We start from the raw sequence: 22440 nt of genomic DNA on the forward strand, positions 1-22440 counted from the left end.
ACATCCGTGGAATAACCACACGGACGTGCACAACGGGCCGTCATCCCCAGCGGCCCGAACACCGACGCCCGGTTGTCCACGCAAGCATCCACAAGGCACCAAACCCCCGAGCAGCACCGGAACCCAACTGTCCCCAACATGCACAGCCCTTATTACTGTTACTGAGATATCTTCGTCTCTTCCTCTTTGAAATACGGCGTTGGGGACGATCCGTGGAGGCGGCTGCGCGACGCCGTCGCTGACGCGACTTGTCGGCCTGCTCGATTAGCTTTCAAGATGGCCTCAGAAGCTCTACGGTTGTTCTTCGACCACCGTTGCGGAGGTTGGTCAATGAATCACGAAGCTTGGCAGGTGAAGGGACGCTATGGACGTGGCGACGACAACGGCTGGCCTCACCGACTTGAAGTTTCGCCTCGTGCGCGAGTCCTTCGCGGACGCGGTGTCGTGGGTGGCGCGCAACCTACCGACCAGGCCGGCGGTTCCCGTGCTCTCGGGGGTTTTGTTGTCCGGCACGGACGAGGGCCTGACGATCTCGGGTTTCGACTACGAGGTTTCCGCCGAGGCGCAGGTCGCTGCTGAAATTGCTTCTCCTGGAAGCGTTTTGGTTTCCGGCCGGCTGTTGTCCGACATCACGCGCGCGTTGCCGAACAAGCCGGTCGACTTCTACGTGGACGGCAACCGCGTCGCCCTGACCTGCGGCAGCGCGAGGTTTTCGCTGCCGACGATGGCCGTCGAGGATTACCCGACGCTGCCCGCGCTGCCCGAAGAGACCGGGACGCTGCCGTCGGACCTGTTCGCCGAGGCGATCAGCCAGGTGGCGGTAGCGGCCGGCCGGGACGACACCCTGCCCATGCTGACCGGGATCCGCGTCGAGATCTCCGGCGACACCGTCGTTTTGGCCGCGACCGACAGGTTCCGCCTGGCGGTTCGTGAGCTGACGTGGTCGGCCTCGTCGTCCGACATCGAGGCCGCCGTGCTGGTGCCGGCCAAGACACTCGCCGAGGCGGCCCGCGCCGGCACCGACGGGTCGGAGGTTCGCCTGTCGTTGGGCGCCGGCACGGGGGTCGGCAAAGAGGGCCTGCTGGGCATCAGCGGCAATGGCAAGCGCAGCACGACGCGGCTGCTCGACGCGGAGTTCCCGAAATTCCGCCAGTTGCTGCCGGCCGAGCACACCGCGGTCGCGACCATCAACGTGGCCGAGTTGACCGAGGCGATCAAGCTGGTGGCGCTGGTGGCCGACCGCGGCGCCCAGGTGCGCATGGAATTCGGTGACGGCATGCTGCGGCTGTCCGCGGGCGCCGACGACGTGGGACGGGCCGAGGAAGACCTTGCGGTGGACTTCGTCGGTGAACCGCTGACCATCGCGTTCAACCCGACGTATCTCACTGACGGGCTGGCCTCGGTGCATTCCGACCGCGTGTCGTTCGGCTTCACCACTCCGGGCAAGCCGGCGTTGCTGCGGCCGGCGTCCGACGAGGACGCGCCGCCCTCCGGGAGCGGGCCGTTCTCGGCACTGCCGACGGACTACGTCTACCTGTTGATGCCCGTTCGGTTGCCCGGATAGGTGTACGTCCGGCATTTGGGACTGCGTGATTTCCGGTCCTGGGCACACGCCGACCTCGAATTGGAGCCGGGCCGGACGGTGTTCGTCGGGCCGAACGGCTTCGGGAAGACGAATCTCGTTGAGGCGCTGTGGTATACGACCACGCTTGGCTCACACCGGGTGGGTACCGACGCGCCGCTGATCCGCGCCGGCACCGCCCGGGCGGTGGTTTCCACCATCGTGGTCAACGAGGGGCGGGAGTGCGCGGTCGATCTCGAGATCGCGGCGGGACGGGCCAACAAGGCCCGGCTGAACCGCTCGCCGGTGCGGGGCACGCGCGAGGTGGTCGGCGTGCTGCGCGCCGTGCTGTTCGCTCCTGAAGACCTGGCGCTGGTGCGCGGCGATCCCGCGGATCGGCGCCGCTACCTCGACGATCTCGCGACCGTGCGCCGGCCCGCGATCGCCGGCGTGCGTGCGGATTACGACAGGGTCCTGCGTCAGCGCACCGCGCTGCTGAAGTCGATCTCGGGGGTGCGGCACCGCGCCGACCCGAGCGCCCTGGACACCCTGGACGTGTGGGATGGCCGGTTGGCCGAGCACGGCGCCGAACTGATGGCGGCCCGCCTCGATCTGGTGAACGAGTTGGCGCCCGAGGTGGAGAAGGCCTACCAGTTGCTGGCCCCCGGGTCGCGGCCCGCGGCCATCGTCTACCGGCCCAGCCTCGGCGCCGAGTTGGAGGGTGGTGATCGCGAGTTTCTGGAGGCCGCCCTGCTGGCCGCGTTGTCGTCGCGGCGCGAGGCCGAACTCGAACGGGGAATGTGCTTGGTCGGCCCGCATCGCGACGATCTGGAATTGCGGCTCGGTGATCAACCCGCCAAAGGCTTTGCCAGCCATGGCGAATCGTGGTCCTTCGCGGTGGCGCTGCGGCTGGCCGCCTACGAGTTGTTGCGTGCGGAGGGCAGTGAGCCGGTGTTGCTGCTCGACGACGTGTTCGCCGAACTCGATGCCGCGCGCCGGCGCGCCCTGGCCACGGTGGCCGAATCCGCCGAGCAGGTGCTGGTGACGGCGGCGGTCGAAGAGGACATTCCGGAGGGTTGGGCTGCCAAGAAGGTGCACATTGACTTGCGCGACGATGACACCGGGCGGATCTCGGTGGTGCGATCGTGACCGGAGCCGACGGCGAAAAGCCCAATCTGCCAAGCGGATTGACCGGCATCGACCTGGTTCGCCGCACGCTCGAGGAGGCGCGGGCGGCGGCCCGCGCTCAAGGCAAGGACGCGGGACGCGGTATGGCGGTGCCGTCTGCCCCGCGCCGGGTCGCTGGACAGCGCAGGAGCTGGTCGGGGCCCGGGCCCGATACCCGGGATCCCCAACCCTTGGGGAGGGTGGCGCGTGACCTCGCCAAGAAGCGTGGCTGGTCGGGCCGGGTGGCCGAAGGGACGGTGCTGGGCCAATGGGCGTTGGTGGTGGGCCACCAGATCGCCGACCACGCGACGCCGACCGGGCTGAACGAGGGTGTGCTCAGCGTGGCCGCCGAGTCGACGGCCTGGGCCACGCAGTTGCGGATGGTCCAGGCGCAGCTGCTGGCCAAGATCGCCGCGGCGGTGGGCAACGGCGTGGTGACCTCCCTGAAGATCACCGGACCGGCGGCGCCGTCGTGGCGCAAGGGGCCCCGCCACATCGCCGGCCGCGGTCCGCGCGACACCTACGGCTAGTCCCGGCGGGGTCCGATCATCCCCAGACGGGCGTTCGTCAACAGGCGGCTCAGAGCCGCCAGAACGAAACGGACCGGCGCGACTAGCGTCAGGACCCACCCGGAATAAAAATATTGTGCGCACGGCGCAGTTAGCTAGGCAGAAACACGCCCAGAAAATCGGTCCCAAGCGCCGATCACGGTAGACTTGTCCGGTGCGACCGCTGCGGTGACGGGACCGCTCGCACGAAACCCCAAGGAGAGCATTCCGAACGTGGCTGCCAAAAACCAGTACGGCGCTGATTCAATCAAGGTCCTCGAAGGGCTGGAAGCGGTCCGCAAACGCCCCGGTATGTACATCGGTTCTACCGGCGAGCGAGGTTTGCACCACCTCGTCTGGGAGGTGGTGGACAACGCGGTCGACGAGGCGATGGCGGGTTTCGCCACCAAGGTCAAGGTCCGCCTGCTCGACGACGGCGGCGTCGAGGTCGTCGACGACGGCCGCGGCATCCCGGTCGAGATGCACGCCACGGGTGTGCCGACCGTCGATGTGGTGATGACCGTGCTGCACGCCGGCGGCAAGTTCGAGGAGGGCGCCTACCAGGTGTCCGGCGGGTTGCACGGTGTCGGGGTCTCGGTCGTCAATGCGCTGTCGACTCGTCTCGAGGCCGACATCAGCCGGGACGGATACGAGTGGTCGCAGGTGTACACGAACTCGGTGCCCGGCGTCCTCAAGCAGGGCGAGAAAACCAAGAAGACGGGCACCACCATCCGCTTCTGGGCCGATCCCAATGTCTTCGAGACCACCGATTACGACTTCGAGACGGTGGCCCGCCGGCTGCAGGAGATGGCGTTCCTCAACAAGGGGCTGACCATCGAGCTCACCGACGAGCGGGTCACCAAAGAGGAAGTCGTCGACGAGGTGGTCAGCGACACCGCTGAGGCGCCGAAGTCCGCGGAGGAGAAGGCCGCCGAATCGGATGGCGCGCACAAGGTGAAGCACCGGGTGTTCCACTACCCCGGCGGGCTCGTGGACTTCGTCAAGCACATCAACCGCACGAAGAGCCCGATCCAGCAGAGCGTCATCGGTTTCGAGGGCAAGGGCGATGGCCATGAGGTCGAGGTGGCGATGCAGTGGAACGGCGGATATTCGGAGTCTGTGCACACCTTCGCCAACACCATCAACACCCACGAGGGGGGCACCCACGAAGAAGGCTTCCGCAGCGCGCTGACGTCGGTGGTCAACAAGTACGCCAAAGACAAGAAGCTGCTGAAGGACAAGGACCCCAACCTCACCGGCGATGACATTCGCGAGGGCCTGGCCGCGGTCATCTCCGTCAAGGTGTCGCAACCGCAGTTCGAGGGGCAGACCAAGACCAAGCTCGGCAACACCGAGGTCAAGTCGTTCGTGCAGAAGGTGTGCAACGAGCAGCTCACGCACTGGTTCGAGGCGAACCCGGCCGACGCGAAAGTGGTTGTGAACAAGGCGGTCTCATCGGCGCAGGCGCGGATCGCGGCGCGCAAGGCGCGGGAGCTGGTGCGCCGCAAGAGCGCCACCGATCTCGGCGGCCTGCCCGGCAAGCTCGCCGACTGCCGCTCGACCGACCCCCGCAAGTCGGAACTGTATGTGGTGGAGGGCGACTCGGCCGGCGGCTCGGCCAAGAGCGGCCGCGACTCGATGTTCCAGGCGATCCTGCCGCTGCGCGGCAAGATCATCAACGTCGAGAAGGCCCGCATCGACCGCGTGCTGAAGAACACCGAGGTCCAGGCGATCATCACCGCGCTGGGCACCGGCATCCACGACGAGTTCGACATCAGCAAGCTGCGCTACCACAAGATCGTGCTGATGGCCGACGCCGACGTGGACGGCCAGCACATCTCGACGCTGCTGCTGACGCTGCTGTTCCGGTTCATGCGGCCGCTCATCGAGAACGGGCACGTGTTCCTGGCCCAGCCGCCGCTGTACAAGCTCAAGTGGCAGCGCACCGACCCCGAGTTCGCCTACTCCGACCGCGAGCGCGACGGGCTGTTGGAAGCCGGGCTCAAGGCGGGCAAGAAGATCAACAAGGAAGACGGCATCCAGCGCTATAAGGGTCTGGGCGAGATGGACGCCAAGGAATTGTGGGAAACCACTATGGATCCCGCGGTTCGGGTGCTGCGTCAGGTCACCCTCGATGACGCCGCAGCGGCCGACGAGTTGTTCTCGATCCTGATGGGCGAGGACGTCGACGCCCGGCGGAGCTTCATCACCCGTAACGCCAAAGACGTTCGCTTCCTGGATGTTTAAGGACATAAATGACTGACACCACGCTGCCGCCGGGCGACGAGGCCGGCGACCGGATCGAGCCGGTCGACATCCAGCAGGAGATGCAGCGCAGCTACATCGACTACGCGATGAGCGTGATCGTGGGCCGCGCGCTGCCGGAGGTGCGCGACGGCCTTAAGCCCGTGCACCGCCGCGTGCTGTACGCGATGTACGACTCGGGGTTCCGCCCGGATCGCAGCCACGCCAAGTCCGCCCGCTCGGTCGCCGAGACCATGGGCAACTACCACCCGCACGGTGACGCCTCGATCTACGACACCCTGGTGCGCATGGCGCAGCCGTGGTCGCTGCGCTACCCGCTGGTCGACGGGCAGGGCAACTTCGGCTCCCCGGGCAACGATCCGCCGGCGGCGATGCGCTACTGCGTAACCGGTGATGCATTGGTGCGGTTGCCTTTGGGGCAGTCCGTGCGGATCAAGGACGTCGTTGGCAACGTCCAGCCGAACTCTGACAACGCCGTTGAACTAAAAGTGCTTGATCGCCATGGGAACCCGGTGGTGGCTGACCGCCTGTTCCACTCAGGCGAGCATCAGACATACACCGTGCGCACGGCAGACGGGTACGAGGTGACCGGCACCGCCAACCACCCTCTGCTGTGCCTAGTCGACGTCGGCGGCGTGCCCACGCTTCTGTGGAAACTGATTGAAGAAATCCGGCCCGATGACTACGTCGTCCTGCAGCGCACGCCACCGATGGAACTCGGAACGGCGGACTGGTACGACGCCATGGAAGCGCTGCTGCTCGGAGCATTCATCAGCGAGGGATTCGCATCCCAGACTCGAGCAGGGTTCAACAACGTTGACCGCGACTACTTCAACATCGTTGTGGGTGCTTACGACGCCGTAGTCGGAGGCCGACGCTATATCTCCTCTCGCACGATCGCGTCCGGCTCCCTGCTGCATGAACTGGACGTTCAAAATCTCCGCGATTTCAAGAAGACCCGACTCGGCGACTTGTGCGGTCAGCGGTCAGCAAACAAAGCTGTCCCGGATTGGTTATGGCAAGGTTCCGCCCCAGTCAAGCGAGCGTTCCTGCAGGCGCTGTTCGAAGGTGACGGATCCTGCTCGCTATTGCCGCGAAACACGATCCAGATTTCTTACTCGACTCGTAGCGAGCGATTGGCGGCGGACGTGCAGCAGATGCTGCTCGAGCTGGGCGTCGTGTCGAAGCGCTATCGACATGCGGTCGGCGAACACAAGGTCGTCATCACTAATCGCGCGCAAGCTGAACTGTTCGCACGCCAAATCGGCTTTGGCGGCGCCAAGCAGGCCAAGCTGACGAGCATTCTGGGTGCCCTGCCGACCTGTGCTGGTAGGGACAGCGACCATGTTCCCGGTTTAGCGGCGTTCGTCCGCAAACATGCGGGTGGACGGTGGGCCGATCGTGACTGGCTCAATCGTCACAACATCGACCGCATCCAACGGTGGCGCACACGTGGCGTCGAAATCCTGTCGCACATTGCTGATCCCGACGTCCGCGCCATAGCGACCGACCTCACCGACGGGCGTTTCTACTACGCGCGCGTCGCCTCAGTTACGGAAGCCGGTGTCCAGTCCGTCTACAGCCTGCGTGTCGACACGGACGACCACGCGTTCCTGACCAACGGGTTCGTCAGCCACAACACCGAAGCGCGGCTGACTCCCCTGGCCATGGAGATGCTCCGCGAAATCGATGAGGAGACAGTCGATTTCATCCCGAACTACGACGGCCGGGTGCAAGAGCCGACCGTGCTGCCGAGCCGGTTCCCCAACCTGCTGGCCAACGGTTCCGGCGGTATCGCGGTGGGCATGGCCACCAACATCCCGCCCCACAACCTGCGAGAGCTCGCCGAGGCCGTCTTCTGGTGCCTGGAGAACCACGAGGCCGACGAGGAAGCCACCCTGGCCGCGGTGATGGAACGGGTCAAGGGCCCGGACTTCCCCACGCACGGACTGATCGTGGGGACGCAGGGCATCTCCGACGCCTACAAGACGGGCCGCGGCTCCATCCGGATGCGCGGAGTCGTTGAGGTGGAAGAGGATTCGCGCGGCCGCACGTCGCTGGTCATCACCGAGCTGCCGTATCAGGTGAACCACGACAACTTCATCACCTCGATCGCCGAGCAGGTCCGCGACGGCCGGCTGGCCGGGATCGCCAACATCGAGGACCAGTCCAGCGACCGCGTCGGCCTGCGCATCGTCGTCGAGATCAAGCGCGACGCGGTGGCCAAGGTGGTGCTGAACAACCTCTACAAACACACCCAGCTGCAGACCAGCTTCGGCGCGAACATGCTGTCCATCGTCGACGGCGTTCCGCGCACCCTGCGGCTGGATCAGATGATCCGCTACTACGTCGAGCACCAACTCGACGTCATCGTGCGGCGCACCACGTATCGGCTGCGCAAGGCCAACGAGCGCGCGCACATCTTGCGCGGCCTGGTCAAGGCGCTCGACGCGCTCGACGAGGTCATCGCTCTCATCCGGGCGTCGGAGACCGTTGACATCGCCCGCACGGGATTGATCGAGCTGCTCGACATCGACGAGATCCAGGCCCAGGCCATCCTCGACATGCAGCTGCGCCGCCTCGCGGCCCTCGAGCGCCAACGCATCGTCGACGACCTGGCCAAGATCGAGGCCGAAATCGCCGATCTGGAAGACATTTTGGCGACGCCGGAGCGCCAGCGCGGCATCGTGCGCGACGAGCTCGCCGAGATCGTCGACAAGCACGGCGACGACCGCCGCACCCGCATCGTTGCGGCCGACGGCGAGGTGAGCGACGAGGACCTGATCGCCCGCGAGGACGTCGTCGTCACCATCACCGAGACCGGCTACGCCAAGCGCACCAAGACCGACCTCTACCGCAGCCAGAAGCGCGGCGGCAAGGGCGTGCAGGGCGCGGGGCTCAAGCAGGACGACATCGTGGCGCATTTCTTCGTGTCGTCCACTCACGACTGGATCCTGTTCTTCACCACCCAGGGGCGGGTCTATCGCGCGAAGGCGTACGAGCTTCCGGAAGCGTCGCGCACCGCGCGCGGTCAGCACGTCGCCAACCTGCTGGCCTTCCAGCCCGAGGAGCGCATCGCGCAGGTCATCCAGATCCGCGGCTACGAGGACGCCCCGTATCTGGTGCTGGCCACGAAGAACGGCTTGGTCAAGAAGTCGAAACTGACCGACTTCGATTCGAACCGGTCCGGGGGGATCGTCGCGATCAACCTGCGCGACAACGATGAGCTCGTCGGCGCGGTGTTGTGCTCGTCCGACGACGACCTGTTGCTGGTGTCAGCGAACGGGCAGTCGATCCGCTTCTCGGCGACCGACGAGGCGTTGCGGCCGATGGGCCGGGCCACCTCCGGCGTGCAGGGCATGCGATTCAACGCCGACGACCGGCTGCTGTCGCTGAACGTCGTTCGCGAGGGCACCTACCTGCTCGTGGCGACGTCCGGTGGTTACGCCAAGCGCACCGCGATCGAGGAGTACCCGGTGCAGGGGCGCGGCGGCAAGGGCGTACTCACGGTGATGTACGACCGCCGGCGCGGCCGCCTGGTCGGGGCGTTGATCGTCGACGACGACTCCGAGTTGTACGCCATCACGTCCGGCGGCGGCGTCATCCGTACGGCCGCGCGCCAGGTGCGCAAGGCCGGACGGCAGACCAAGGGCGTCCGGCTGATGAACCTGGGCGACGGCGACAACCTGCTGGCGATCGCGCGCAACGCGGAAGAAAACGCGGACGAGGTCGTCGGGAATGAGGACGGCGCCGAGTCGTGACCGGCACCCGCCGGGTAACGATGCGGGCAAGCGGTGGCCAGGCCGGTGCCAGGGGCAACTAGACTCAGCCCGACTGGACACATGACTGCCACCGCCGGGCGGCCTCGCAGGACTGTGCAGGAGGAGTAAGGAGCCGGGGTGACCTCACCGAACGAGCCGGGCGCCCCCAGGGCGGGCGACGGCCATAACGGGGACGGTTCGGCCGATCGTTCCGGCGCACACCGGGCGGCGCCCGCGTCGGGCGGCCGCGTCCAGGAGTCCGGCGAGTCGCCGCAGTGGCAGGGCGGCGCCCCGCGTGGCCCGCAGCCCACGCCCCGGCAGCCGGATCCCCAGCCCGGAGCGCGCCCACCAGCCGGCGCCGACGCCCGGCTGAACCGCTTCATCTCCGGCAGCGCCGCACCCGGAAAGAACCCGCCGCACGACCCGGCGCCGGGCCGCAACGACGGTCCGCCGGCGGAGGCCTACGCCAGCGAGCTGCCCGACCTGTCCGGACCCATCCCCCGCGTTTCCCAGCGCAAGCCCGCCGCGGAGCGCGGCACGGAGACTTCCGGCGCGTCCGGCTCGGGCCGTCCGGCGGCCGCCACCGAGGACAGGGAGAGCCGGGAGAATCGCGTGCACGTGACACGCCGCACCCGGGGGCCCGTCCGCGCCAGCATGCAGATCCGCCGGATCGACCCCTGGAGCACGTTGAAGGTGTCGCTGCTGCTTTCGGTGGCGTTGTTCTTCGTGTGGATGATCGCGGTGGCGTTCCTCTACCTGGTGCTCGGCGGCATGGGCGTGTGGGCGAAGCTGAACAGCAACGTCGGCGACCTCCTGAACAACACCAGCGGCAGCAGCGGCGAACTGATCTCGACGAGCACGATCTTCGGCGGCGCGGTGCTGATCGGGTTGGTCAACATCGTTTTGCTGACGGCGATGGCGACCGTCGCCGCGTTCGTCTACAACCTGACCACCGATCTCATCGGCGGCATCGAGGTGACGCTGGCCGACCGGGATTAGCCCGGGCCGATCACCGCGGTTTTGGGGGTAGGGCGCCCGGTGCGGTAATCTCGTCGCTCGGCCGTGCGCGCGCGTACGGGCCTATAGCTCAGGCGGTTAGAGCGCTTCGCTGATAACGAAGAGGTCGGAGGTTCGAGTCCTCCTAGGCCCACAACCATGTGCCCGTCAAGACGTTGCGTCAGACTCGCGGCCCCGCTGGCACTGATCGCCGTCGCGGCGGCGGTGGTGTGGTCGCGGCGCGGCATCGAGGTCTGGCACGTGGCCGTGGACGAGCCACCCGCGCACGACGAGGGGCCTTAGCTCAGTTGGTAGAGCACCGCCTTTGCAAGGCGGGTGTCAGGGGTTCGATTCCCCTAGGCTCCACAAATTTCACCTTCCACGCCGCATGCGTCGAGACTGCGCTCAGCGCGCGATTTCGCGGATTTTCTCGATCTGTGCGCAGAGTCGGGGCGCTGAGCGCGGGCTCGATGCGAGAAGGCCAAGTACTGCGCGGCCGCGTCCGGGATAAAGACCGTGCGGCTAACGTGGAAATGTGGCTGCCGCCGATCCGCCGCGCGTCTGGGAGTTCGTCGAGGCGCCCGCGTGGAGCGCTCCCGGGGTCGCCTCGATGGTCGGATACCGCGCCCTGCAGGAACCGGGCGCCATGCACCGGGGCATGCCGTCGGCCAGGCTGACGTTCATCATCAGCGCCGACGAGGGCGTGCGCGCCGCCGCCAGCCCGCAGGAGGCGGCGACGGCCCGACCCAACCCGCTGCTGCTCGGCGCGCTGCAGGTCTCCGCCGCCCATGTGCGCCAGGAGCGTGGTCAGGCCGGCGTGCAATTGGCGGTTCACCCCCTCGCCGCGCGGGCGCTCTTCGGGGCGCCGAGCGCCGAGTTCGCTCAGGCGGGCTTCGACGCCACCGGTGTGCTGGGCCGCCACGCCCTGGACGTGCACGAGCGCGTGGCCGACGCCGGGGACTGGCGGGCCGCCTTCGAAATCATCACCGCGTACCTCGTCGACGCGCGACGACGACGCGACCGCGCGACGGTGCGCCCCGAGCTCGCCCACGCCTGGCACCTCCTCGAACGCAGCCGGGGCCGGGCGTCGGTGGGCGCGGTCGCGGGACGCGTCGGCCTGAGCGCGCGGCAGTTGACGACGCTGTTCCGGCGCGAGGTCGGCCAATCGCCCAAGACCGTCGCGATGCTGATGCGCTTCGAGCATGCGACCGCTCGGATCGCCGATGGGGTGCGCCGCACTGGGCGGGTGGACCTGGCGGCCGTCGCGGCCGCGGCGGGATACAGCGACCAGGCGCACCTCACGCGGGAATTCGTCCGGTTCGCGGGCACGTCGCCGCGGCGCTGGCTGGCCGAGGAGTTCCGAAACATTCAAGACGGCGGTCACGCGTTCGGGTCAGACTGCGACCATGACTGGTTCCAATCCGACCGTGTGGCTGACGTTGCAAGCCCATGATGCGCCCGCGCTGATCGACTACTACGTGCACACCTTCGGTTTCGTGCTGGCCGCGCGCTACGGCGCCGGGGACGCCGTCGACCATGCGCAGCTGAACTGGCCGGAGGGCAGCGGCGGCGTGATGGTCGGCAGCCACAAACCCGGCGCGCAATGGTGCCGCGAACCCGGCACGGCCGCCGCCTACGTGGTGGTGGAAGATCCCGACGCCCTGTACCGGCGCGTCCGGGAGCGCGACGCTGAGGTCGTCCGACCCATGTCCGAAACGGACTACGGCGCAAGGGAATTCGCGGTGCGCGACCCGGAGGGTAACTTGTGGTCGTTCGGTGACTACCGCGGCGAGAAACTGCCGGCCTGAGCCATGCGCGTAACCCGCATCACGCCCAACCTTCGCGCCCGCGACATCGCGGCGGCCATGGGCTTTTATACCGGCTACCTCGGGCTGCACGACGAGGAGTTCAACCTCGGGTGGGTGGCGCGGTACACCTCTCCCGACACCGGGGCGCACGTCCAGCTGGTGACGCGCGATGCGACCGCGCCCGAAGACTCGGTGGTCTCCATCCACACCGACGACGTCGACGGCGCGTACTCAGAGGCGCGGGAACGCGGCTACGAGATCGTGCACCCCATCACCACCGAACCGTGGGGCGTGCGCCGCTTCTTCGTGCGGGCGCCGGACGGCAATGTCCTGAACATCGTCGGCCACCCGGACTGAGGCGCAGTCACGGACGCGGTTGCACGTCGACGCTCGGCGGTCGCGGCGACTGCTCCTCACGTTCGGGCCGCATGGAGCGCCGGACGATGCTGAACGCGACGGCGCCACCGCCCAGCACGACCACCGCGGCCCCCGCGATCAACCACGGGCGCCTGCTGCGCCGCCGCGAACGGCGGGCGTCCTGCAAGGCCTGTGGCAGCCCGGCGACGACATCTTGGGCTGCGGCCAACTCCTCGACCAGAGCTTCCTGCGCGGCGGCGATCTCGCGGGCCAGGCGGCCGTCGGCGTAGCGGCGGCGCAATTCCGCGGTGGTCGACTGCGCGGACTGGACCCCGAGGCCTACCACCCCGCGGGTGACGTCGACCGGTCCCACCGCCGAGTACGTCAGTCCGCGGGCCAGTCGCTGTCGAGGGGTCAGCCGGGATTCCGTTTTCGCGCTCATCTGCCGCCTTTCTGGTCCGCTCGTCGGTGCCTCATCATTGCACTTGCGTCGGTTAGGGACCCCGCCCCGGCCCGGGCGGACCCGGTGCAGACGGCCCCGCGTGTGGTGGCAGACTTGCCTGTCGTGACCAACAGCCCCCATCAGACCGCCACCGCCACCCTGCACACCAACCGCGGCGACATCAAGGTCGCCCTGTTCGGAAACCACGCGCCCAAGACTGTCGCCAATTTCGTTGGCCTGGCGCAAGGTACGAAGGAGTATTCGACGCAGAACGCCTCGGGTGGCTCCTCCGGCCCGTTCTACGACGGCGCCGTGTTCCACCGGGTGATCGAGGGATTCATGATCCAGGGCGGCGACCCGACCGGCACCGGACGCGGCGGCCCCGGCTACAAGTTCGCCGACGAGTTCCACCCGGAGCTGCAGTTCGACAAGCCCTACCTGCTGGCCATGGCGAACGCCGGCCCGGGCACCAACGGCTCGCAGTTCTTCATCACCGTCGGCAAGACCCCGCACCTGAACCGGCGCCACACGATCTTCGGTGAGGTGACGGACCCCGAGTCACAGAAGGTGGTGGACGCCATCGCCACGACTGCCACCGACGGCAACGACCGGCCCACAGAGCCGGTCGTCATCGAGTCGATCACGATCACCTGACCGGCCCCGTTCACCGCCGGTTGCGACCCGCGTAACCGGCGGCCGTCAGCGCGTCGAGCACCTTCAACGGGTCGGTCCCGAGGTCCCACCGCGAGAACAGGACCAGTCCCCCGCCGACGGTCTCCACCTCGAGCAATCGGACGGTGCGCCCGTAACGGCGGAACTCGGTGATCCTGATGATCTTGATGTCGGACTGCCGCAATACCTGCGTTCGGAACCAGCCCCGGATGGCAAGCCCCTCGGGCGTAATTGCCAGCTTCGGGCGCGCGCGCCACGTGCCGCCCGCAAACAAAAGCAATCCTAAGGCGGCTATCCCAGCCATCACGCGGCCCGGGGGGTCTGTGACCACGGTCACAGAGGCGATAGCCATTGCGACGCCGGCGACGCCACAACCTGCGACTCCCGCGGCGGGCGCCGCCCATTGGGTTTGCTGCATGTGGAAGCTACCCCCCTCCACCATTGCCGATGCGGTTATCCACAGGCGCTATCAACAGTGGGGATAAATAACACGCGTGTGATTGGGTGGCGCGAAGGTTGCTGAGCCAGTTAAAGATTGACGCCGAAATGAATTCAACATCGCTGCGGCGGCGGTCAGTGCCAGCGCATCGTCAGCAACAACCCGGTGATCATGAAAGCGAACGCGATGGCGTAGTTCCACGGACCGAGTTGCGCCATCCAATTGAGCGCGGTCGGGGCCTGACTTCCCACGGCCGCCAACTGGAAAACCATCAGCCAGACGAGCCCGATCAGCATCAGACCGACGAAGAGCGCGACGAACCACACGCTCGACGGCCCCACCTTCACCTTCACAGGTGTGCGGCTCACCGCGCCGACGGCGAAGTCGTTCTTCTTGCGGACCTTGGACTTGGGCATGATCACCTCGGGGGTTATCTCGGGCCCGCCTGAACAACACGCTCGGCGGGCCGGGATGCAACGATGACGACGGCGGCTACACGCAATAGCCTGGCTATGAGATTAACCCACCTGGCCGGATGGCCAGGAAATGGAGAGCCGATGAGTGATGAGCGCGGGGCGCGGCGCTCACCCTGGCGCTTCGGTGTGCCGTTGGTCTGCCTGCTCGCGGGGTTGCTGCTGGCGGCCACACACGGGGTGTCCGGCGGGACGGAGATCCGGCGCAGCGACGCGCCACGCCTGGTCGATCTGGTGCGCGAGGCCCAGGCTTCGGTCAACCGCCTGAGCGCCCGCCGTGAGGAGCTCTCCAACAAGATCGACTCGATGCACGGCCGCAACCCGGACACCGCGCTGGCCGCCATGCTGCGCCGCTCGGCCGAGCTGGCCGCCGAGGCCGACATGGATCCCGTGCACGGTCCCGGCCTTGTCGTCACCCTCCAGGACGCTCAGCGCGACGCCAACGGCCGCTTCCCGCGCGATGCGTCCCCCGACGATCTGGTGGTGCACCAACAGGACATCCAGGCCGTCCTCAACGCCCTGTGGAGCGCCGGCGCCGAGGCGATCCAGATGCAGGACCAGCGCATCATCGCCACCTCGGTGCCGCGCTGCGTCGGCAACACGCTGTTGCTGAACGGCCGGACCTACAGCCCGCCGTACACGATCACCGCGATCGGCAACGCCGGCGCCATGCAGGCCGCCCTGGCCGCCGCCCCGCTGGTCACCCTCTACAAGCAGTACGTGGTGCGGTTCGGCCTCGGGTATTCCGAAGAGGTCAGGCCCGACGTCCAGGTCGCCGGCCACACCGAACCGGTGCGCCTGCACTACGCGCAGCCGGCCGGCCCCGTCGGGTACTGACCCGGATCACGCCACCGGCGCGGACGGTACCCTGGCACGATGCGGATCCTGGTCGTCGACAACTACGACAGCTTCGTGTTCAACCTGGTGCAGTACCTGGGCCAGCTCGGCGTCGAGGCCGACGTCTGGCGCAACGACGACCCCCGGCTCTCCGACGAAACCGCGGTCGCGGGTCAGTTCGCCGGCGTGTTGCTCAGCCCCGGGCCGGGGACGCCGGAACGCGCGGGCGCGTCGATCGGGCTGGTTCGCGCGTGCGCCGCCGAGCGCACCCCGCTGCTGGGCGTCTGCCTCGGACACCAGGCCATCGGCGTCGCGTTCGGCGCCACCGTCGACCGCGCGCCCGAACTCCTGCACGGCAAGACCAGCAGCGTGTTCCACACGAACGCCGGTGTGCTGCAAGGGCTTCCGGATCCCTTCACGGCCACCCGCTACCATTCGCTGACGATCCTGCCGGAGTCGCTGCCCGCGTCGCTGGAAGTGACGGCCCGCACGCGCAGCGGTGTGATCATGGCCGTGCGGCACACCGAACTGCCCATCCACGGCGTCCAGTTCCATCCCGAGTCGATCCTCACCGAGGGCGGACACCGCATGCTGGGCAACTGGCTCACGTACTGCGGGTGGGCCCGGGACGACACCCTGATCCGCCGGCTCGAGAACGACGTCCGCGCGGCGGTGCGGCCGTACTTTCCCGCGGACAGCGGCGATCGCGAGGGCGGCGAAGCCGGGCGAGGCGGGTCGCCGCGATCAGCGTTCGGCGATCGCGAGGGCGGCGAAGCCGGGCGAGGGGGACCCCGCGGAGCTGGGGACGGGTCGCCGCGATCAGCGTTCGGCGATCGCGACGGCGGCGAAGCCGGGCGAGGCGGGTCGCCGCAAGGACTGGCGACTACTGACCGAACTTCAGCGTGATGATGCCGTCGCGGTTCACCCCGGTGCCGGCGGGCGGATTCTGATACACGACCCGGTGGGAGTTGGGACCACCGGCGTCGACGTCGGGACCCTTGTCCAGGACACCCGTCCACCCCAGGGCGCGTAGCCGCGGTTCGGCGTCCGTCCAGAACATGCCCGTGACGTCCGGCATCACGAACTGGTTGCCCTTGGACACCTGGATCTCGATCACCGAGTCCACCGGAACCGTCTGTCCCTTGGGCGGATTCGTGCCGATCACCTCACCGGCCGGCCGGGTGCTGTCCACCGGGGTCTGGCTGAACTTGCTGAAGCCGTAGACGTTCAGGTTCTTCTCCGCCACGTCGACGCTCTGCCCCCCGACGTCGGGCACCTGCTTGGTCTCAGGGCCCGAGCCGACGATGACGGTGATCACGTTGGTGATCGCCGAGGTCTGGTTGGCCGGCGGGTTGGTGCCGATCACCTTGCCCAGCAGCTCCGGGGTGGACGGCGACGTCGTCTGCTTGAACTTGCTGAACCCTGCCGCCTTGAGCTTGCTGACCGCGTCGCTGTAGCTCAGTGACGACACGTCGGGCACCTCGCGCTGCTCGGGCCCGGTGGAGACGTTGATGGTGATCTCGTCGCCCGCCGACACCGAGGAGTTGGCGGCCGGGTCGGTGCTGATGACGTGGTCGGGCGGGATGGTGGAGTCGGGCTTCTGCAGCGTGCGGGTCTTGAAGCCGCGGTTCTGCAGGGCGGCGATCGCGTCGGCGGACACCTGGCCCCGCATGTCTGGCACCTGGACGTCGCGGGTGGTGCCCCCGAAAGTGTTGAAGGCGATGACCACCGCGATCGTCAGGACCGTCAGCACGGCGACGACGCCGACCCAACGGCCGACCGAGCCACCCGGGCGACCGCCGTCGTCGACGTCGAGCGGCTGGCGCGGCAGCGGGTCGGTGCGCGGGCCGCCGTGGCCCCCTCCCGACGACAGAAGCGAGGTGCGTTCGGCGGCGGTGAGCACCTTGGGCGCCTCGGGCGGCTCGCCGTTGTGCACCCGCACCAGGTCGGCCCGCATCTCCGCCGCGGTCTGGTAACGGTTGTCCGGGTTCTTGGCCAGCGCCTTGAGCACGACGGCGTCGAGGTCGGCGGAGATTCCCTGGTGCCGCTGCGACGGCGGCACCGGGTCCTCGCGGACGTGCTGGTAGGCCACCGCCACCGGGGAGTCACCCGTGAAAGGCGGCTCCCCCGTGAGGATTTCGTAGAGCACGCAGCCCAGCGAATAGACGTCGGACCGGGCGTCGACGGTGTCGCCGCGGGCCTGCTCCGGGGACAGGTACTGGGCGGTGCCGATCACGGCGGCGGTTTGGGTGACGCTGTTGCCGCTGTCGGCGATCGCGCGGGCGATGCCGAAGTCCATCACCTTGACCGCGTTGGTGCTGCTGATCATGATGTTCGCCGGCTTGACGTCGCGGTGGATGATGCCGTTCTGATGGCTGAAGTTCAGCGCCTGGCAGGCGTCGGCGATGATCTCGATGGCGCGCCGGGGCGGCATCGGGCCGTCGGTGTGGACGATGTCGCGCAGGGTGACACCGTCGACGTACTCCATGACGATGTAGGGCAGTGGACCGGCGGGGGTCTCCGCCTCGCCGGTGTCGTACACCGCCACGATCGACGGATGGTTGAGCGCGGCGGCGTTTTGTGCCTCGCGGCGGAACCTCAGGTAGAAACTGGGGTCGCGGGCCAGGTCGGCGCGCAGCACCTTGACCGCGACGTCGCGGTGCAACCGGACGTCACGGGCCAGATGAACCTCGGACATACCCCCGAAACCGAGGATCTCGCCCAGTTCATATCGGTCGGACAGGTGTTGAGGGGTGGTCATTGCCGTGTTTCGTGTCGGGCCGGTGACGCGCCGGGTGTCATGGCGACGACCCGGCCCGCTGCGATTGCCCGGCTGCTTGTCGGACCGAGGAGGGGCGGTCCGCTCTGAAGTCCAGAATTACCCATCGGCCCGGCATCCGTCCAATTGAGACGCAGGCCCGGTCCGGCCCCGGTGGGGGTCGCGGGCGGCCGGCTCGCCGGCGGTCCCCCGGTGTCGGTGACCGTCGGCGCCGGCGGCTGCTGCTGGGTGTCCGCGCGCGAGTTCATCACGATCACCACCGCGATGATGATGGCCAGCGCCCCGAGCACGCCCGCAGCCCACAGCAGTGCGCGCTGGCCCGAGGAGAACGTACGCCGGGCCGGGGGCCGCGAACGCCCGGTGGACGGCCCCGAACGGCGGGCCGCCGCCGTGCGGGTGGGCGCGACGGCCGCCCTGGTCGCCGTGCTCGACGGGATGGCGGCCGGCGACGCGCGGCCCGGGGGCGGCGACTGGCTGGGCCGCGGTGGCCGGCGTCCCGCGCGCACCGCGGCGACGGCGTCCGCGAACGGCCCACCGCTGCGGTAGCGCATCGCGGGGTTCTTGACCAGCGTGATCTCGATGAGCTCCCGCACGTTGGGGGGCAACTCGGCGGGCAGCGGTGGCGGTGGTTCCTTGATGTGCTTCATCGCCACCGTCAGCGCCCCGTCGCCGGTGAACGGCCGCCTACCCGAAACCACCTCGTAGCCAACGACTCCCAGCGAATAGACGTCGCTGGCGGGGGTGGCCTCGTGGCCCAGGGCCTGTTCGGGGGCGATGTACTGGGCGGTGCCCATCACCATGCCGGTCTGGGTCACCGGCGCCGCGTCGACGGCCTTGGCGATGCCGAAGTCGGTGATCTTCACCTGGCCGGTGGGGGTGATCAGGATGTTGCCGGGCTTGACGTCGCGGTGCACCAGGCCGGCCGAGTGCGCGATCTGCAGGGCGCGGCCGGTCTGCTCGAGCATGTCCAGCGCGTGGCGCAGCGAGAGCCGCCCGGTGCGCTTGAGCACCGAGTTCAGCGGTTCCCCGTTGACCAGCTCCATCACCAGGTAGGCGGTGCGGCCCTCGCCATCCAACTGGCTCTCGCCGTAGTCGTGCACCTGTGCGATGCCCGGATGGTTGAGCATCGCGGTGGTGCGGGCCTCAGCGCGGAAGCGCTCGATGAACTCGGGGTCCTGCGAAAACTCCTGCTTGAGCACCTTGACCGCGACGCGCCGGCCCAGCCGGCTGTCCACGGCCTCCCACACCTGGCCCATGCCGCCAGTGGCGATCAGGCGCTGCAGGCGGTATCTGCCCGACAGCGTCACCCCAACTCGCGGGCTCATGGTCCCCCCTGTAGCGCGGCCTCGATCACGGCCCGTCCGATCGGAGCGGCGAGCGCACCCCCGGTCGCGGACAGGCGATCGCCGCCGTTTTCCACCAATACCGCAACGGCGACTTTCGGCGTTTGTGCGGGCGCGAAGGCGATGTACCACGCGTGCGGCGGAGTGTTACGCGGATCGGTGCCATGCTCTGCGGTACCGGTCTTGGATGCAATCTGCACGCCGGGAATGGCCCCTTTCTGCTGTGCGACTTTCTCGGCGCCGACCATCAGCTCTGTCAGCTTAGCGGCGACCTGCGGCGACACCGCGCGGCGCTGTTGATAGGGAGCCGTGGTGCCGATGTTCGCCAGGTCCGGCCCTCTCAGGCTATCGACCAGATAGGGCTGCATCGTCACGCCGCCGTTGGCGATGGTCGCGGCGATCTGGGCGTTCTGCAGCGGCGTCAGCGCGACGTCCTTCTGGCCGATGCTGGTCATGCCCAGCGCGGCGGCGTCGGGAATGAGCCCCACGGTGGACTCCGCCACCTGTAGCGGGATGACGCCGGGCGTGCTGTCCAGGCCGAACGAGTGGGCCGTGTTGCGCAGCGCGTCGGCCCCGGTGAGCAGCCCGAGCTGCACGAACGCGGTGTTACACGACAGGGCGAACGCCTGCTTGAGGGGCACGGTCGGCGCGTTGCCGCACGGCACGCCGCCGTAGTTCTCCAGGGTGGCGGTGCTGCCCGGCAGCGGGATGGACGCCGCGGCCGTCAGCTGCTGGGTGTCGCTGGCGCCCGACTGCAGCGCCGCAGCCGTGGTGATCACCTTGAACGTCGACCCCGGCGGATAGGTCTCGGAGATTGCCCGGTTGGTCATCGGGTTCTCCGGGTCATCCCGCAGCCGCTGCCACGCCTGCGCCTGCACCTCCGGGTCGTGCGACGCCAGCAGGTTCGGGTCGAACGACGGCGACGACACCATCGCCAGGATCTTGCCCGTGGAGGGCTCGAGGGCCACGACGGCTCCCTTGCACGGCGTGCCGCCGCAGCCCTGCTGCATGGCGTCCCACCCGGCCTGCTGGACCCGCGGGTTGATCGTGGTGTCCACGTTGCCGCCCCGAGGGTCGCGACCGGTGAAGAAATCGGCCAGGCGGCGCCCGAACAGCCGCTCGTCGGAGCCGTTGAGCAGCGCGTCCTCGGCGCGTTCCAACCCCGTACTGGAATAGCGCAGCGAGTAGAAGCCGGTCACCGGGGCGTACACCGCCGGGTTGGGGTAGACCCGCAGGAAGCGGAACCGGTTGTCGGTGGCCACCGAGTAGGCCAATAGCTGGCCGCCCGCGACGATCTGCCCGCGCTGGCGCGAGTACTCGTCGAGGAGCACGCGCTGGTTGCGCGGGTCGTTGCGCAGCGAGTCGGCGGCGAAGACCTGCGTCATCGTGGCGTTGAGCAGGAGGAGCACGATCAACGCCATCACGGTCACCGAGATCCGGCGGAGGGAGGCGTTCATACCCGCTCGATCACCTCGGTCTTGGCCGCCGCGATCGACGTCTTGTCGCGCGCCCGCGTGCGCAACGGGCGGCGGGCGCTGTGCGAGATGCGCGCCAGGATGGCGAGCAGCACATAGTTCGCGAGCAGAGACGATCCGCCGTACGACATCCAGGGTGTGGTCAATCCCGTCAGCGGGATCAGCCCCGTCACGCCGCCCACGACGATGAACAGCTGGATGGCCAGTGTCGAGGCCAGCCCGGCGGCGAGCAGCTTGCCGAAGCTGTCGCGCGTCGCGATCGCCGTGCGCATGCCCCGCACGATGACGATCGTGTAGAGCATGAGGATGCTGGCCAGTCCCACCAGGCCGAGCTCCTCCCCGAACGCGGCGATGATGAAGTCCGTCGACGCGGCCGGCACGGTGTCGGGCTGGCCGTTACCCAGCCCCGTGCCGAAGATGCCGCCCGTGGCAAAGCTGAACATCGACTGCACCATCTGGTAGCCGCTCCCGTCGGGATCGGCGAACGGATCCCACCACGTCTGCACGCGGACCCGGACGTGTGCGAAGAGGAAATACGCCACCACGCTCCCCGCCGCGAACAGCACCAGGCCGATGACGACCCAGCTGAAGCGCTGGGTCGCGAGGTAAACCACGACCAGGAACGACGCGTAAAGCAGTAGAGAGGTACCGAGGTCCTTCTCGAAGACCATGACGCCCACCGATATCGCCCACGCCGCCAGCACGGGCGCAAGGTCTCGCGGGCGGGGCAGCGTCAAGCCCATGAAGTGCTTGCCGGCGCTGGTGAAGAGGCGGCGCTTGGCGATCAGCACGGCCGAGAAGAAGATCAGCAACAGGATCTTGGAGAACTCCGCGGGCTGAATCGAGAAGCCGGGCAAGCGAATCCAGATCTTGGCGCCGTTCTGCTCGGACAGCGCGGCAGGTAGCAGAGCCGGAATCGCCAGCAACACCAGGCCGGTCACCCCGCAGATGTAGCCGTAGCGAGCGAGCTGCCGGTGGTCCTTGAGGAACGTGACCACGAGCGCGAACGCCGAGACCCCGACCAGCGTCCACAGCATCTGTTGGGTGGCGCTGGGATGGTGACGGCCGCTCAGGCGGTTGGTGACTATGTCGAGCCGGTGGATCATCACGAGGCCGAGGCCGTTGAGCAGCGCTACCACCGGCAGCAGCAGCGGGTCGGTGTACGGCGCGAAGCGCCGGATGGCCAGGTGCGCAATGCCGAACGCCAGCATGAGGATCAGCACGTACACCGTGAAATCCCAGTGCAGGCCGCGCTGCTGGTTGGCCTCCACGATCAGCAACGCCGCGACGGTGATCACGGCCGCGAAGCACAGCAGCAGCAGTTCGGCGTTGCGCCTTGTGGGTAACGGAGGCGTCACCGCCACCGGCGGCTGAACTTGCGTGGTCATGCCACCGCTCGGCAGTCGACACCCGGTTGAGGTTCAGGCGACGGAAGTGCCGTCACGGACGTCGAAGTGGTGGGCGCGGCGGGGCCGGCCGAGGCGCCCACCACTTCGACGTCCGTGACGGCACTTCCG

19 protein-coding genes, 2 tRNA genes and 1 pseudogene are annotated in these 22440 nt (G+C 68.2%); 15 read left to right on the plus strand and 7 right to left on the minus strand.

Annotation, left to right across the window (positions count from 1 at the left end; genetic code table 11):
• Window positions 1-364: 364 nt before the first annotated feature.
• The 12 genes from dnaN to GPY60_RS16150 all read left to right on the plus strand — a co-directional run bounded on the left by dnaN (window position 365) and on the right by GPY60_RS16150 (window position 12463).
• On the plus strand, window positions 365-1564 hold the full coding sequence (gene dnaN, locus GPY60_RS16100; protein ID WP_156688679.1) for a DNA polymerase III subunit beta: 1200 nt from the start codon (window positions 365-367) through the stop codon (window positions 1562-1564).
• Window positions 1565-2710: a DNA replication/repair protein RecF gene (recF, locus tag GPY60_RS16105; protein WP_156688680.1), complete on the plus strand. Its 1146-nt coding sequence runs from the start codon at window positions 1565-1567 to the stop codon at window positions 2708-2710.
• Complete coding sequence (locus tag GPY60_RS16110) at window positions 2704-3258, plus strand: DUF721 family protein (RefSeq protein WP_156688681.1); 555 nt, start codon at window positions 2704-2706, stop codon at window positions 3256-3258. The genes recF and GPY60_RS16110 overlap by 7 nt, the downstream gene beginning before the upstream one ends.
• A gap of 243 nt (window positions 3259-3501) precedes the next feature.
• Window positions 3502-5523, plus strand: coding sequence for a DNA topoisomerase (ATP-hydrolyzing) subunit B (gene gyrB / locus GPY60_RS16115; RefSeq protein ID WP_370462739.1), 2022 nt, complete (start codon window positions 3502-3504; stop codon window positions 5521-5523).
• Between the two features lie 8 nt (window positions 5524-5531).
• Window positions 5532-9302, plus strand: a complete 3771-nt coding sequence (gene gyrA / locus GPY60_RS16120) for an intein-containing DNA gyrase subunit A (RefSeq protein WP_156688683.1) — start codon at window positions 5532-5534, stop codon at window positions 9300-9302.
• A 138-nt stretch (window positions 9303-9440) separates the two neighbouring features.
• Window positions 9441-10301, plus strand: coding sequence for a DUF3566 domain-containing protein (locus GPY60_RS16125; protein ID WP_156688684.1), 861 nt, complete (start codon window positions 9441-9443; stop codon window positions 10299-10301).
• 77 nt (window positions 10302-10378) lie between these two features.
• Window positions 10379-10452: transfer RNA gene (locus tag GPY60_RS16130), tRNA-Ile, on the plus strand.
• A gap of 5 nt (window positions 10453-10457) precedes the next feature.
• Window positions 10458-10601, plus strand: a complete 144-nt coding sequence (locus GPY60_RS26660) for a hypothetical protein (protein WP_197283696.1) — start codon at window positions 10458-10460, stop codon at window positions 10599-10601.
• A tRNA-Ala gene (locus GPY60_RS16135) sits at window positions 10592-10664 on the plus strand. Before GPY60_RS26660 ends, GPY60_RS16135 begins: the two co-directional genes overlap by 10 nt.
• Before the next feature lie 244 nt (window positions 10665-10908).
• Window positions 10909-11751 (plus strand): helix-turn-helix domain-containing protein, encoded by an 843-nt coding sequence (locus GPY60_RS16140; protein ID WP_156688702.1) that lies wholly within the window; start codon window positions 10909-10911, stop codon window positions 11749-11751.
• Window positions 11705-12106: a VOC family protein gene (locus tag GPY60_RS16145; protein WP_156688685.1), complete on the plus strand. Its 402-nt coding sequence runs from the start codon at window positions 11705-11707 to the stop codon at window positions 12104-12106. The genes GPY60_RS16140 and GPY60_RS16145 overlap by 47 nt, the downstream gene beginning before the upstream one ends.
• Before the next feature lie 3 nt (window positions 12107-12109).
• Window positions 12110-12463, plus strand: a complete 354-nt coding sequence (locus tag GPY60_RS16150; RefSeq protein ID WP_156688686.1) for a VOC family protein — start codon at window positions 12110-12112, stop codon at window positions 12461-12463.
• Window positions 12464-12470: 7 nt separating this feature from the next.
• On the opposite strand, the gene cwsA is transcribed toward GPY60_RS16150, so the two are convergent.
• On the minus strand, window positions 12471-12905 hold the full coding sequence (gene cwsA, locus GPY60_RS16155) for a cell wall synthesis protein CwsA (RefSeq protein WP_156688687.1): 435 nt from the start codon (window positions 12903-12905) through the stop codon (window positions 12471-12473).
• 105 nt (window positions 12906-13010) lie between these two features.
• Between cwsA and GPY60_RS16160 the strand changes: the two genes are divergently transcribed.
• Complete coding sequence (locus tag GPY60_RS16160; protein ID WP_156688688.1) at window positions 13011-13559, plus strand: peptidylprolyl isomerase; 549 nt, start codon at window positions 13011-13013, stop codon at window positions 13557-13559.
• A gap of 10 nt (window positions 13560-13569) precedes the next feature.
• Here the strand turns inward: GPY60_RS16160 and GPY60_RS16165 are convergent, their stop codons facing one another.
• Entirely contained in the window at window positions 13570-13995 is a 426-nt protein-coding gene (locus GPY60_RS16165; RefSeq protein WP_156688704.1) for a PH domain-containing protein, read from the minus strand.
• 155 nt (window positions 13996-14150) lie between these two features.
• Window positions 14151-14432, minus strand: a complete 282-nt coding sequence (gene crgA, locus GPY60_RS16170; RefSeq protein WP_066951011.1) for a cell division protein CrgA — start codon at window positions 14430-14432, stop codon at window positions 14151-14153.
• A 141-nt stretch (window positions 14433-14573) separates the two neighbouring features.
• Between crgA and GPY60_RS16175 the strand changes: the two genes are divergently transcribed.
• Complete coding sequence (locus tag GPY60_RS16175; RefSeq protein WP_197283697.1) at window positions 14574-15326, plus strand: DUF881 domain-containing protein; 753 nt, start codon at window positions 14574-14576, stop codon at window positions 15324-15326.
• A 39-nt stretch (window positions 15327-15365) separates the two neighbouring features.
• Window positions 15366-16040: pseudogene (locus GPY60_RS16180) on the plus strand (aminodeoxychorismate/anthranilate synthase component II); the annotation flags it as partial.
• A 169-nt stretch (window positions 16041-16209) separates the two neighbouring features.
• On the opposite strand, the gene pknB reads toward GPY60_RS16180, so the two are convergent.
• From pknB to GPY60_RS16200, 4 genes are read right to left on the minus strand one after another with little or no spacing between them, the layout of a single operon-like run.
• Window positions 16210-18087: a Stk1 family PASTA domain-containing Ser/Thr kinase gene (pknB, locus tag GPY60_RS16185; RefSeq protein ID WP_156688691.1), complete on the minus strand. Its 1878-nt coding sequence runs from the start codon at window positions 18085-18087 to the stop codon at window positions 16210-16212.
• On the minus strand, window positions 18084-19430 hold the full coding sequence (locus GPY60_RS16190) for a serine/threonine-protein kinase (RefSeq protein WP_156688693.1): 1347 nt from the start codon (window positions 19428-19430) through the stop codon (window positions 18084-18086). Before GPY60_RS16190 ends, pknB begins: the two co-directional genes overlap by 4 nt.
• Window positions 19427-20905: a D,D-transpeptidase PbpA gene (gene pbpA / locus GPY60_RS16195; protein ID WP_156688694.1), complete on the minus strand. Its 1479-nt coding sequence runs from the start codon at window positions 20903-20905 to the stop codon at window positions 19427-19429. The genes GPY60_RS16190 and pbpA overlap by 4 nt, the downstream gene beginning before the upstream one ends.
• The gene (locus tag GPY60_RS16200) at window positions 20902-22311 is read right to left on the minus strand and encodes an FtsW/RodA/SpoVE family cell cycle protein (protein WP_156688696.1); all 1410 of its coding nucleotides are present in this window, start codon (window positions 22309-22311) and stop codon (window positions 20902-20904) included. The genes pbpA and GPY60_RS16200 overlap by 4 nt, the downstream gene beginning before the upstream one ends.
• Window positions 22312-22440: the final 129 nt, after the last annotated feature.

Source organism: Mycobacterium sp. Marseille-P9652, assembly GCF_902652685.1.
In the GTDB taxonomy this organism is placed as follows: Bacteria; Actinomycetota; Actinomycetes; order Mycobacteriales; family Mycobacteriaceae; genus Mycobacterium.

What these genes read in the sequence shown, in the direction of transcription:
- dnaN (WP_156688679.1), top strand. Translation starts at nt 365, where the DNA reads ATGGACGTGGCGACGACAACGGCTGGCCTCACCGACTTGAAGTTTCGC.
- gyrA (WP_156688683.1), top strand. Translation starts at nt 5,532, where the DNA reads ATGACTGACACCACGCTGCCGCCGGGCGACGAGGCCGGCGACCGGATC.
- GPY60_RS26660 (WP_197283696.1), top strand. Translation starts at nt 10,458, where the DNA reads ATGTGCCCGTCAAGACGTTGCGTCAGACTCGCGGCCCCGCTGGCACTG.
- GPY60_RS16140 (WP_156688702.1), top strand. Translation starts at nt 10,909, where the DNA reads ATGGTCGGATACCGCGCCCTGCAGGAACCGGGCGCCATGCACCGGGGC.
- GPY60_RS16145 (WP_156688685.1), top strand. Translation starts at nt 11,705, where the DNA reads ATGACTGGTTCCAATCCGACCGTGTGGCTGACGTTGCAAGCCCATGAT.
- GPY60_RS16150 (WP_156688686.1), top strand. Translation starts at nt 12,110, where the DNA reads ATGCGCGTAACCCGCATCACGCCCAACCTTCGCGCCCGCGACATCGCG.
- cwsA (WP_156688687.1), bottom strand. Translation starts at nt 12,905, where the DNA reads ATGAGCGCGAAAACGGAATCCCGGCTGACCCCTCGACAGCGACTGGCC.
- GPY60_RS16165 (WP_156688704.1), bottom strand. Translation starts at nt 13,995, where the DNA reads ATGCAGCAAACCCAATGGGCGGCGCCCGCCGCGGGAGTCGCAGGTTGT.
- crgA (WP_066951011.1), bottom strand. Translation starts at nt 14,432, where the DNA reads ATGCCCAAGTCCAAGGTCCGCAAGAAGAACGACTTCGCCGTCGGCGCG.
- GPY60_RS16175 (WP_197283697.1), top strand. Translation starts at nt 14,574, where the DNA reads ATGAGTGATGAGCGCGGGGCGCGGCGCTCACCCTGGCGCTTCGGTGTG.
- pknB (WP_156688691.1), bottom strand. Translation starts at nt 18,087, where the DNA reads ATGACCACCCCTCAACACCTGTCCGACCGATATGAACTGGGCGAGATC.
- GPY60_RS16190 (WP_156688693.1), bottom strand. Translation starts at nt 19,430, where the DNA reads ATGAGCCCGCGAGTTGGGGTGACGCTGTCGGGCAGATACCGCCTGCAG.
- pbpA (WP_156688694.1), bottom strand. Translation starts at nt 20,905, where the DNA reads ATGAACGCCTCCCTCCGCCGGATCTCGGTGACCGTGATGGCGTTGATC.
- GPY60_RS16200 (WP_156688696.1), bottom strand. Translation starts at nt 22,311, where the DNA reads ATGACCACGCAAGTTCAGCCGCCGGTGGCGGTGACGCCTCCGTTACCC.